The organism is Tardiphaga sp. OK246, assembly GCF_900188215.1.
Taxonomy (GTDB): domain Bacteria; phylum Pseudomonadota; class Alphaproteobacteria; order Rhizobiales; family Xanthobacteraceae; genus Tardiphaga; species Tardiphaga robiniae.
This window is the reverse complement of sequence record NZ_FZOX01000001.1, coordinates 1,259,138-1,270,874: the sequence shown is the minus strand read 5'-3', so window position 1 is coordinate 1,270,874 and position 11,737 is coordinate 1,259,138. Positions and strand designations below refer to the sequence as shown.

Genomic DNA, 11,737 nt, shown 5'->3' with positions numbered 1-11,737 from the left:
TTCAACAGTCGCAGAACGCCGCAAGCCCGATCAGGCCGCGCCGCGCATATAGGTCTCGCGCCGATCGATCATTCGCTCGAAAGCGATGCGGGCGTTGGCACGGGTGGTCGTGGAGAAGGTGCGGTATTCCAGCTCCGGCAGCATCGCTGCGTCGCTGCGACCGAACCAGGAAATAAACGATTTGGGCGGGGCCGAAATCTTCGCCAACGCCTGCGCCAGATTGTCGGCCGCATCGAAAGCGAAAAGGGCGCCGGTCTGCGCCACGCGAACTTCGAAAATTCCTGGACCGATCGGGGCCTCGATGCTCTCGCCACGGGAAGCGCGGGGATAATGTTTCCAGTCGGTCCAGTTCGCGATCATCGTCGGTCTCCGCAGCTGACACGCTGCACGTGTTACTCATGGTCTTACGGATTAGTGTCGGAAGGCGCTTTGACGTTCACGTCATTTTTTGAACACAGCTGCGCCAATTTCGTTCCAAGGCGCGATCGAACTCGCTCCCATGCCCGATATGGTTCCCCTCAGATGCTAAAACCAGCGCAAATGTAATCACATCCGCGAGACCGACGACCTCGCGCCCAAGTTGAATGTCCACGCCGGAAATCGGTAAGATCAAAGAAAATCGGAGAGGAAACGGATGTCAGTTCAAGTCGAGATTGACCGGATTCTGCAGCAAGCCAGCGAAATAGGTGCGATTCCCGGTGCCGTGGCGATGGCTGCGACGCGGAACGAGATCATTTACCAAGGGGCGTTCGGCAAGCGCGACGCATCCAAGGATACCACCATCACACCGGACAGCGTGTTCTGGATCGCCTCCATGACCAAGGCGATCACGGCAGCTGCAGCCATGCAGCTGGTGGAGCGGGACAAATTGACGCTGGATGCACCGCTGGCGACCGTGCTTCAGGACCTCGCGGAGACGCAGGTGCTGGATGGCTTCGACAGCGAAGGCGCTCCGAAACTACGTCCGCCGCGCCAACCGATCACCTTGCGGCATCTGCTGACCCACACCGCCGGTTTCTGCTACGACATGTGGAACGGCGACATGGTGCGCTATCTTGAGACAACCGGCATTCCGCCGTTTCGCTCCGGACTGAACGCGGCCATGAAGGTGCCGATCATGCGCGATCCCGGGACCCGCTGGGAATACGGCACCAATATCGACTTCGTGGGCAAGGTCGTCGAGGCCGTCAGCGACGAACGCCTTGACGCCTATTTCCAAAACCATTTGCTGGCGCCGCTTGGGATGACCGACACCGCCTTCGTGATTGGCGGCGACCAGCGCAAGCGCCTCGTTGCCATGCACAGCCGCGGCGCCGACGGTGCACTGACCCCGATCCCATTCGAGATCAAACAGGATCCGGAATTCTTCGCCGGTGGCGGGGGGCTCTATGGCACCGCCCCCGACTACATCAAGTTTACGCAAATGATGCTGAATAACGGGACCGGAAACGGCAATCGGATATTAAAGCCAGAGACCGTCGCGCTGATGAGCCAAAACCACATCGGCGAACTCAACATGACGCCGATGGCTTCAGCGGTACCGACCGCCAGTAACAATGTCGACTTCCTTCCGGGCATCGACAAGAAATACGGGCTCAGCTTCATGATCAATACGGCGCAGTCAGCCGAAGGCCGCAGCGCCGGCAGCCTTGCCTGGGCCGGCCTCGCCAACACCTATTACTGGATAGATCCGGTGCGCGACGTCACCGGCGTCATCATGATGCAGGTGCTACCATTTGCGGATTCGACTTGTTTGAAGGTATTTTCGGATTTCGAACGCGCCGTTTATGCGGGGCTGGGTGCGAAGAAGGCGGCGTGAGAGCCGCGATGCGCTGATCTCTCACCACGTCATGGCCGGGCTTGACCCGGCCATCCACGACTTTCCTCTCTTGCCAAGACGTGGATGCCCGGCACACCTAGCGAAGCTCGCTTCGCGCTGGCCGGGCATGACGACAGAGAAGAAAGCCCAAGAAATGCAGCCTTAAACCGGCAACCCGTTCTTGCCCGCCAGGTCCTTCAGCGAAACCTGGGGACGCGCGCCGATATGCTGGATGACCTCAGCGGCGGCCATCGCGCCGAGCTTGCCGGCATTCTCATACCCGGCGTTGCGCACCAGGCCGAACAGGAAGCCCGCTGCGAACAAATCGCCAGCGCCTGTCGTGTCGACGAGCTTCTCGATCTTGTGTGCAGGGACCGCAACGATGCCATCGCCCGATGTCACGACACAGCCCTTCTCGCTGCGGGTGACGACGCCGAGCTTGGTGTCCTGGCCGAGCTGCTTGAGCGCCGCATCGAAATCCGTGGTTTCGTAAAGCGAGGTCAGTTCGGCCTCGTTCGCGAAGATGAGATCGACGGTGCCGGACCGCATCAGGTCGAGAAACTCGGCACGATAACGACCAACGCAGAACGCGTCCGACAGCGTCAATGCGACCTGACGCTTGGCGTCATGGGCGATCTTCGAGGCCTTCACGAAGGCTTCCTTGGCGCTGGCGGGATCCCACAAATAACCTTCGAGATAGACGATCGACGAGGCCGCGACCGCATCGGCGTCAATATCGTCGGGCGTCAGATCCTGCGCAGCACCGAGATAGGTGTTCATGGTGCGCTCGCCATCGGGTGTCACCAGGATGTAGGAACAGCCGGTGGCCGGACCGCCCGTGGCGGGTTTGGTGTCGAACGCAACGCCGGCCGCACGGATGTCGTGGGTATAGAGCGTGCCGATCTGGTCATCCTTGACCTTGCCGACATAGGCCGCGCGGGCGCCGAGGCTGGCGAGGCCGACGATGGTATTGGCGGCCGAACCGCCGGACATTTCGGTGGCAGGGCCCATCGCCTTGTAGATCGCAGCGGCGCGGGCTTCGTCGATCAGTGCCATACCGCCCTTGGTCATCTCATGCGCGGCGAGAAACTTGTCGTCGGCCTGCACCAGCACATCGAAAATCGCGTTGCCGATTCCGAGCACGTCATATTTTGCTGAGGTCATTAAGAATATCCCGTTGCGGCAATTGCGATGAGGCTGAAAATCCGTTTCAACTCGTCTCGCGGTCGCCCAAGTTGAGCCGTCGGTAAAGGCCGGTTTGATGGCTGCAGCGACTATCACGTTCTGCCCCGCGCCAGCAAGGACAGCCCCTTACGATGGTTCTATGATCCGTTCCATCCTGACCGTTTCCACGGGCACTTTGGCGTCGCGGTTGCTGGGCTTTGCCCGCGACGCAATGGTGGCTGCGCTGCTCGGTGCAGGCCCGATCGCGGATGCTTTTCTGGTGGCATTTCAGCTCGTCAACGTGATCCGGCGGCTGCTCACCGAGGGCGCGCTCAACGCGGCGCTGATTCCGGCCTGGCTGCGCATCCAGACGACGCAGGGCGCTGTCGCAGCCACAGCTTTTGCGGGTCGTGTGCTCGGCACCATCAGCGTTGCGCTGATGGTCGCGACGATCCTGCTCGGCTTTGCGATGCCGCTCGTGATCGCAATGCTTGCCCCGGGTTTCGTCGGCCAGCCGACGCTGCAGCTCGCCGTCGAGAATGCGCGATTGATGCTGCCCTATCTCGCCTTCGCCGGCCCCGTCACTGTCATGATGGGACTGCTGAACGCGCAACAACGCTTCGCGGTGACCGCATTTTCGCCGCTGCTCTTCAACATCGCCCTGATCACCGTCATGGCCCTACTGCTAGTGTGGCGGCAAGAGCCAGACACTGCCGCTATGGCCATGGCGGCCACTGTAGGCATTGCCGGGCTGCTGCAATTGCTGATGCTGATCTTGCGGAAATCTGGCGGCAATCTGGCGGCGCCTTTGCGGCTGTCGCTCGGTAGCGAGATGCGCGGCTTCTTCCGCAAGGCACTGCCTGGCATGGTCGCCAATTCCGGGCCGCAGCTTCTCATCGTCACCGGCGCAATCATCGCATCGACGACTCCGGCTGCCGTGTCGTGGCTGTATTTCGCGAACCGCCTGATTGAACTACCGCTCGGCATCGTCGGCACGGCCATGGGCACTGTGCTGGTCCCCGCATTGACGCGCGCCGTGCGATCAGACGATCAAGCCGCCATCGCGCAGGCGGAATCGCGCGGGTTTGAACTCGCGATCGGTCTCGCATTGCCGGCTACGCTCGGACTGATGATATTGAGCCATCTCATCGTGCAGTGTCTGTTTCAACACGGCGCGTTCGGCGCGAGCGACACGGTCTCGACTGCAAGTGCGCTGATATGGTTGGCGCTGGGCTTGCCCGCGCAGGTGCTTGTGAAAGCTCTGTCGCCCGCCTTCTTCGCACGCGAGGACACGACGACGCCGCTGCTGGCGACGTTCGTCGGTTTGGTAATCGCAATCATCTCCGCACTGGTTTTGAATAACCCATTCGGTGCGAGCGGCATCGCAGCGGCGATCGCTCTGGCTGCGTGGGGCAGCGCGATCTTTTTGATCGTCCGGAGCGCAGCAGCTTTCGGCTTCTCACTCGACCATGATGCAAGACGCCGGCTGCCGATCATCGTCCTGTCCTCGCTGGCCATGGGCGGCCTGCTATGGCTCGCCGCGCATATTGTCTTGCCCTGGACGGCACAGGCCCACGGCCTGGTACGAGCGAGCTTGCTCGGCCTCCTGATCGTTGGCGGGCTGGCAATCTACGCCGCGTTACTGACGCTGACGGGGGCCGTGCGCTGGGCCGAGGTCCGCGGCGCCCTCAAGCGATCACCGGCGGCCGGCTAGGGCAGATTGGCAATGGACGCCGCCCGGCGCCTATGGCAAGTCACGCCCCTTGGCCCGCATTCCACCACGGGCACACAGGAACTAGACGATGGCTTTTACTCAACGGGTTTTTTCGGGCGTCCAGCCGACGGGCAATCTGCACCTCGGCAACTATCTCGGCGCGATCGTGAATTTCGTCAAACTGCAGGAGACGCATAATTGCATCTACTGCGTGGTCGATATGCATGCCGTCACCGTGCCGATCTCCGTGTGGGGCGGCCCCGATGAATTGCGCCGCAACACCCGTGAAGTGACCGCCGCCTTCATCGCCTCGGGTATCGATCCGAAAAAGCAGATCATCTTCAACCAGAGCCAGGTCTCCGGCCATGCCGAGCTGGCCTGGATCTTCAACTGCGTCGCCCGCCTCGGCTGGCTGAACCGCATGACCCAGTTCAAGGAAAAGGCCGGTAAGGACCGCGAAAACGCGTCCGTGGGTCTCTATGATTATCCAGTGCTGATGGCTGCGGACATTCTGCTATATCGCGCCACGCACGTTCCGGTCGGCGAGGACCAGAAGCAACATCTCGAACTGTGCCGCGACATCTCGCAGAAGTTCAACAACGATTTCTCCGAGTCCATCGCAACGCAGGGCCATGACGGCCCTTACTTCCCGATGCCCGAGCCTGTCATCACTGGCCCGGCCACGCGGGTGATGAGTCTGCGCGACGGCACCAAGAAGATGTCGAAGTCGGACGCCTCGGACAATTCGCGCATCAACCTCACGGATGATGCCGACACCATCGCGCAGAAGATCCGCAAGGCGAAGACCGATCCGGAACCATTGCCGTCAGAAGAGAAGGGCCTTGAGCCACGTCCCGAGGCCGATAATCTCGTCGGCATCTATGCCGCACTGTCCAATCGGTCGAAGGCTGACATTCTCACAGAATTCGGCGGCGCGCAGTTTTCGGGCTTCAAATCGAGCCTTGTCGATCTCGCTGTCGAAAAACTGTCACCTATCGCCGGCGAGATGAAGCGGCTGACGACATCCGATCTGACCTATGTCGATCAGGTTCTGGCCGATGGCGGCGAACGCGCCGGCGTCATTGCCGCCGAAACCATCAAGTCCGTGAAGGACATCATCGGCTTCGTCCACAAGCGGTAATTTTCGCTATCGCATTCCTTTTCTCCGCCACAATCGACGCGACGCAAGTCATCCTTGCGTCGCGCTTGTCGAACGCCGCTGCGCCGTGGCAGCATGACGTCATTGCCAAGCCGCTCACATTCTGGCGCATCAGACGCGCCACAGCATCGGGACATGCATGAGCACCCAGCGACGTAGTTATGAAAGCGGCCACAAGCCGAAATGCCTCGTGGTCGTCGATGACAGCGAGGAATGGGACCGCGCAGTGTATTACGCCAGTCGCTGGGCCATTCGTGTCGGTGGCGGCGTGGTAATGCTGCGCATCATCGACACTGAAGATCGCAACCAGCAATGGCTCGGCGTTGCCGACGTCATGAAGGCCGAAGCCGAAGAAGGCGCCAATGCCGCGCTGGACCGCGCCTCGGGCCGCGCCAATGGCATCGCCGCCATCACCCCTGAACGCGTGATCCGCGAGGGTGATCCCACCGAGCAAATCCTCGACGTAATCGACAAGGACGTCGACATTTCGATGCTGGTCCTGGCCGCCTCGGCCGGCGCGGAAGGCCCCGGCCCGATCGTCACCATGATGGCCAAGCTGGTCGGCTCGTTTCCGGTGCCGGTCGTCATCGTGTCGGGCGCCCTGAGCGACCTCGACATCGACGCGCTGTCGTAACGGCCCTTTCAGACGGCTAAGGGACTGCGAAATAGGCCGAATTCGGCGATTTCGCGCCTTGATCGTGCGTTTTTCGTCGCCATCTGCTAGGGGATACTCACGCGCCGGCCTTGAACCGGCGACGCAGGAGAGACCGATGTTCATCCAGACCGAAGCTACCCCCAATCCCGCCACGCTGAAGTTCATTCCCGGCCGCGACGTGCTCGACAGCGGCACCATGGAATTCACCTCACCGGAAGCCGCAACGCGTTCGCCGCTGGCCGAAAAGCTGTTCGCCGTGAAGGGCGTCACGTCAGTGTTCTACGGCTCCGACTTCGTCACCGTGACCAAGGACGACAGCGACTGGCAGCACCTCAAGCCGGCGATCCTCGGCGCCATCATGGAGCACTACATGTCCGGCGCGCCGCTGATGGCCGACGGCAGCGTGAGCGGCGACGTGATCTCCGACGACGAGGCCGAATTCTTCAACGAGGAAGACGCCGAGACAGTCGATACGATCAAGGACCTGATCGAGACCCGCGTGCGCCCGGCTGTGGCCAATGACGGCGGTGACATTACTTTCCGCGGCTTCAAGGACGGCATCGTCTATCTGAACATGAAGGGCTCGTGCGCCGGCTGCCCGTCATCGACAGCGACCCTGCAGCACGGCATCCAGAACCTGCTGAAGCACTTCGTGCCGGACGTTGTCGAAGTCCGCCCGATGTAAGTTCGGTCGCACTGCGACACCTCAAAATGCCCGGGACAATCCCGGGCATTTTCGTTTCTGGAACTTGCCTTCGCTTAGCGACCGATGCTTGCGGCTTCTTCTGCGGCGCGCTGCATGCTCGATGACATCTCGTTCGTCACCGTGCTCTGCTCCTCAACCGCAGCCGCCGTTGCGGTGACATATTCGCTGACGTTCTGGATTTCCTGCTTGATCGCGTTCAGCGCATCGACCACATCGCTCGAAATGCCATTGAGGCTGCCGATCTCGCTGGCGATCTTATCGGTCGCCTGCTTGGCCTGGTTGGCCAGATTTTTCACCTCCGATGCAACGACCGCAAAGCCACGACCGGCCTCACCGGCACGCGCCGATTCGATGGTGGCGTTCAACGCCAACAGATTGATTTGTCCGGTGATGTTGCCGATCAGCTCGACGATCCCGCTCATCGCCTGCGCTGCCGTGCTGAGACGCTGCGCTTGATCGTCCGCCAACTCGACCTTGCCCACGGCAGACATCGCCGTGGTCTTTGATTTCATCATCGCTTCAGAGATTTCGCGCACCGACGCGTTCAGTTCCTCGGCGCCGGCGGCGACCGATTCCATCATCGCGCGTACGCGTTCGCTCTTCATGCGCGCGATCACCTGCGCCGTGGTGTCGGTGGCATACTTCACGACCTTGTAGGGCTTGCCATTGAGGTCGAGGATCGGATTGTACGAAGCCTGTATCCAGACTTGTTTGCCGCCCTTACCGATCCGCTGGTACTCCGCCGCCTGGTAGTTACCCCGCTTGAGCGCCGCCCAGAATTCGCGATAGTCCGCACCGTCGCGCTCACTCGGCACAACAAACATACTGTGGTGCTTGCCCTGTATTTCCGAGAGCGCGTAGCCGAGCACGTCCAGAAAATTCTCGTTGGCGCTGAGAACGATGCCGTCCATGCTAAATTCGATCACGGCCTGCGACTTGCCGATGGCCTCGATCTGACCTGAGAAATTTGCCGTGCGCAGCTTCTGTTCGGTGACGTCTGACGCGAACTTGACCACCTTGATTGGCCGGCCTGTCTCATCAAGGATTGGATTGTAGGTCGCGAGAATCCAGACCTCTTTGCCGTTCTTGCCGATCCGCTTGTATTCGGCGGCCTGATATTCACCACGATTGAGGCTGGCCCAGAATTCGCGATACGCCGCGCCGTCGCGGGTTGCGGGATCGACAAACATGCTGTGATGTCTGCCTTCGATTTCCGCGAGATTGTAACCCATAACATTCAGGAACAAGTCATTAGCCGTGACAATCGTCCCATCGAGCTTGAACTCGATGACAGCCTGCGAACGACCGATGGCTGCAATCTTGCCGGCATCGTCCATGCTGCGGATTTTCACTGCAGTTGTATCCATGGCAAACTTGACGATTTTCAGGGGCTTGCCATCATTCCCCAGGATCGGGTTGTAGGAACCCTGGATCCAGACTTCCTTGCCACCTTTGCCGAGACGCTTGAACTCGCCGGCCTGGTACTCGCCGCGATTGAGGTTATTCCAGAACGCGCGATATTCCGCGCTGCTCTTCATTTCCGGCGTCACGAACATGCTGTGGTTCTTGCCGACGATTTCTTCCAGCGTATATCCAAGGGCGGACAGGAAGTTTGGATTGGCTCCGAGGATCGTGCCGTCAGCGCTGAACTCGATCACGGCTTGCGATTTTTTGATCGCTGCCGCCAGGGCCCGCCCCTCGCGCGCCTCTGAACTGCTCAACCAATGCAGCATCGGATCGCCTCCCATAAATATAATCGTATCCAAAAAATTAGACGAATAATTTCAGCCCGCATGAAAGTCACACGCATCCGCGAAATGTCGCTTCCAAACGGTATGCTTATCTCATCGATCTCCGAAGAATTTATTAAGTGAAGCTTTTAACCAGCGTGAAACTGAAGCTGTTCCACGAGCCCATTTCGCTCACGGGAACTTTCGTGGTCTCGCTATCGTATCTTGTGAAATATCTTTATGAGAAAGCGAGTAGTGGATGCACGCCAAAGCTGCCGCCCCTCTCCGGCAGCAAAGCGAATCACAGCACCATTGCGCGTGGAGCGATATTCTGCGAGTGGCAGGCGCAAACCCTCGCAAGCCGTGGTAGCGTCTCTTTTATGTTGATCCTTGCCATCGATACCGCCCTTGACGCCTGCGCCGCAGGCATCCTCGACACCCGTACCAGCAAGCTTATTGCGCATGAGTCCATGCCGATGAAGCGCGGACATGCCGAGGCGTTGATGCCATTGCTCGGTCGTGTCATGGCAGACTCCGGCATTGCCTTCGCCGATCTCGACCGCATCGCCGTCACCACCGGACCGGGCAGCTTTACCGGCCTGCGCGTTGGCCTGTCGGCCGCACGGGGCCTCGGCCTGGCGGCCAGCAAGCCGGTGGTCGGCATCACCACACTGACAGCCTATGCAGCACCCGTCGTCAGTGAGAACATGGATGCGCCTGTCATCGCCGCCATCGACGCGCGGCATGACCATGTCTATTTCCAGGTCGTCAGCGGCAACGGCACCTCGCTGGTGCGGCCGGGCGTCATCCCCATCCACGAGGCCCTTGAGGCCGTGCAGTTCGGCGCACCGTATCTGGTCGGCAATGCCGCAGAGATCCTGGCCGCGCGTTGGCCGTCCGATGCGCCGGCGCCGCTGCGCGTCGATATGCAACCTGCTCCCGAAATCTCATGGGTGGCATGGCTCGGTGCCGCCGTGAATCCGGAGACCGCGCTGGCGCGTCCCTATTATCTGCGCGCACCCGATGCCAGGCCGCAAAGCAGCCTGATGCAGCAGGCCGCACTAGCCGCATCATGATGCCGGCCTGGTGGCTGCGCCTGTTCAGCCGCGGCAATGCTGTGGTCGAGCCCGCGACGTTGCGCGACGCGCGACAACTCGCGCAGTTGCATGCCGCGTCCTTCCATCGCGGCTGGGGTGCCGGGGAATTCGAGCAGATGCTGCGCGAACAAAACACCCTCGTACATCGGCTCAAACTGCGCGGCCGCCTCGTCGGCTTCGCTGTTTCACGAATCGCCGCCGATGAAGCCGAGATTCTCTCCATTGCGGTGTCGCCGGGTCATCGCGGCCGCGGCCTGTCGCGCGATCTGTTTCTCACCCATCTCGGCCATCTGGCCGGTCGCGGCGTGCGTACCGTATTCCTCGAAGTCGAGGAAAACAATCTACCCGCGCGGCGGCTTTATGACAGAACCGGCTTCGCAGTCGCGGGACGCCGGGAACGCTACTACAAGGAAGCGGATGGAGCGGAATTGAATGCGTTGGTGATGCGGCGCGACTTGTCCTGACGCCTGCGGAGTGGCAAAAGAAGCTACGATAGGACTCGGATCATGACTGCACTGAAATCATCTGCGATGAAGTCTGCTGGTATCGAGGCGCGCTGCGCCGCGACCGGCATGCGCATGACGGAACAGCGCCGCGTGATTGCGCGCGTTCTGGCGGAAGCTGACGATCATCCCGATGTCGAGGAACTGTATCGCCGCTGCGTTGCGGTGGATGACAAGATCTCGATCTCGACGGTGTATCGCACTGTGAAGCTGTTCGAAGACGCCGGCATCATCGAGCGTCATGATTTTCGCGAAGGCCGCGCGCGCTACGAGACGATGCGTGACAGCCATCACGACCATCTGATCAACTTGCGTGACGGGACCGTCATCGAATTCACGTCTGAAGAGATCGAGAAATTGCAGGCTGAAGTCGCCGCAAAGCTCGGTTACAAGCTGGTCGATCACCGGCTGGAGCTGTACTGCGTGCCGCTCGACGAGGACAAAACCACCAAGTGAGCGAATCAACCAAGTGAGTTCAGTTTCTTCGCGCTTCGATCTCGTCATCTTCGATTGTGACGGCGTGCTCGTCGACAGTGAGTCCCTCGCCTGCGTCGTCCACGCAGATGTCCTGACACAGTTCGGCTATCCCATCACCGCCGATCAGGTGCATGAGCGTTTCCTCGGCCGGTCCGCGCGCGAGGCGCGCCTGGAAGTCGAGACCGAGCTCGGCCGCGTGCTGCCCGATGACTACACCGCGACGCTGAAAGCCACGATCGACGAGGTGTTCGGCGCGAAGCTGCAGCCGATCCCGCATATCGCCGAGACACTCGCAATATTGTCACAGCCGGTTTGCGTAGCGTCCTCGGGCACACCGACACGCATTCGCAGCAGCCTCACTACGACCGGGCTGCTCGACCGTTTCGATCCGCATCTGTTTTCCGCTCTGCAGGTCGAGCGCGGCAAGCCGCAGCCCGATCTGTTTTTGTTCGCCGCCGCGCAGATGAATGCCGTGCCGGAGCGCTGCGTGGTGATCGAGGACAGCATTCCCGGCGTTACGGCGGGCGTCGCAGCCGGCATGACCGTGTTCGGCTATCACGGCGGCGGCCATTGCAGCCCAGCCACCGCGGCAGCCCTGACGGCCGCTGGAGCCCATCTCGTATTCGACGATATGCGGCAGCTCCCTGGCCTGGTGGTCAGGGGCGCACTGGCTGGCGAGCCCGTCGGCCTCGCCTAAGCCATTGCGAGCACTT

At 60.9% G+C, this 11,737-nt stretch carries 12 protein-coding genes; 9 read left to right on the top strand and 3 right to left on the bottom strand.

Features of this window, described 5'->3' with window-relative positions; all coding sequences use genetic code 11:
- Positions 1 to 30: 30 nt before the first annotated feature.
- The gene (locus CHC01_RS06180) at positions 31 to 360 is read right to left on the bottom strand and encodes a hypothetical protein (RefSeq protein ID WP_089263341.1); all 330 of its coding nucleotides are present in this window, start codon (positions 358 to 360) and stop codon (positions 31 to 33) included.
- Between the two features lie 274 nt (positions 361 to 634).
- On the opposite strand from CHC01_RS06180, the gene CHC01_RS06175 reads away from it, so the two are divergent.
- On the top strand, positions 635 to 1,819 hold the full coding sequence (locus CHC01_RS06175; protein WP_089263339.1) for a serine hydrolase domain-containing protein: 1,185 nt from the start codon (positions 635 to 637) through the stop codon (positions 1,817 to 1,819).
- 162 nt (positions 1,820 to 1,981) lie between these two features.
- On the opposite strand, the gene CHC01_RS06170 is transcribed toward CHC01_RS06175, so the two are convergent.
- On the bottom strand, positions 1,982 to 2,983 hold the full coding sequence (locus CHC01_RS06170; RefSeq protein ID WP_089263337.1) for an adenosine kinase: 1,002 nt from the start codon (positions 2,981 to 2,983) through the stop codon (positions 1,982 to 1,984).
- 160 nt (positions 2,984 to 3,143) lie between these two features.
- On the opposite strand from CHC01_RS06170, the gene murJ reads away from it, so the two are divergent.
- The 4 genes from murJ to CHC01_RS06150 all read left to right on the top strand — a co-directional run bounded on the left by murJ (position 3,144) and on the right by CHC01_RS06150 (position 7,196).
- Complete coding sequence (murJ, locus tag CHC01_RS06165; RefSeq protein WP_089263335.1) at positions 3,144 to 4,697, top strand: murein biosynthesis integral membrane protein MurJ; 1,554 nt, start codon at positions 3,144 to 3,146, stop codon at positions 4,695 to 4,697.
- Between the two features lie 88 nt (positions 4,698 to 4,785).
- Entirely contained in the window at positions 4,786 to 5,838 is a 1,053-nt protein-coding gene (trpS, locus tag CHC01_RS06160) for a tryptophan--tRNA ligase (RefSeq protein ID WP_089263333.1), read from the top strand.
- Between the two features lie 157 nt (positions 5,839 to 5,995).
- Complete coding sequence (locus tag CHC01_RS06155; protein ID WP_089263331.1) at positions 5,996 to 6,490, top strand: universal stress protein; 495 nt, start codon at positions 5,996 to 5,998, stop codon at positions 6,488 to 6,490.
- Positions 6,491 to 6,626: 136 nt separating this feature from the next.
- Entirely contained in the window at positions 6,627 to 7,196 is a 570-nt protein-coding gene (locus tag CHC01_RS06150) for a NifU family protein (protein WP_089263329.1), read from the top strand.
- Between the two features lie 74 nt (positions 7,197 to 7,270).
- Here the strand turns inward: CHC01_RS06150 and CHC01_RS06145 are convergent, their stop codons facing one another.
- Positions 7,271 to 8,950, bottom strand: a complete 1,680-nt coding sequence (locus CHC01_RS06145; protein ID WP_089263689.1) for a methyl-accepting chemotaxis protein — start codon at positions 8,948 to 8,950, stop codon at positions 7,271 to 7,273.
- A 377-nt stretch (positions 8,951 to 9,327) separates the two neighbouring features.
- Here CHC01_RS06145 and tsaB point away from each other — a divergent pair, with 377 nt between their 5' ends.
- From tsaB to CHC01_RS06125, 4 genes are read left to right on the top strand one after another with little or no spacing between them, the layout of a single operon-like run.
- Positions 9,328 to 10,023, top strand: coding sequence for a tRNA (adenosine(37)-N6)-threonylcarbamoyltransferase complex dimerization subunit type 1 TsaB (tsaB, locus tag CHC01_RS06140; RefSeq protein WP_089263688.1), 696 nt, complete (start codon positions 9,328 to 9,330; stop codon positions 10,021 to 10,023).
- Positions 10,023 to 10,508, top strand: a complete 486-nt coding sequence (rimI, locus tag CHC01_RS06135; protein ID WP_089263687.1) for a ribosomal protein S18-alanine N-acetyltransferase — start codon at positions 10,023 to 10,025, stop codon at positions 10,506 to 10,508. The genes tsaB and rimI overlap by 1 nt, the downstream gene beginning before the upstream one ends.
- A 42-nt stretch (positions 10,509 to 10,550) precedes the next feature.
- Positions 10,551 to 11,003, top strand: coding sequence for a Fur family transcriptional regulator (locus CHC01_RS06130; RefSeq protein ID WP_068730031.1), 453 nt, complete (start codon positions 10,551 to 10,553; stop codon positions 11,001 to 11,003).
- 13 nt (positions 11,004 to 11,016) lie between these two features.
- Positions 11,017 to 11,721, top strand: coding sequence for an HAD family hydrolase (locus CHC01_RS06125; protein WP_089263327.1), 705 nt, complete (start codon positions 11,017 to 11,019; stop codon positions 11,719 to 11,721).
- The last annotated feature ends 16 nt before the right edge of the window (positions 11,722 to 11,737 follow it).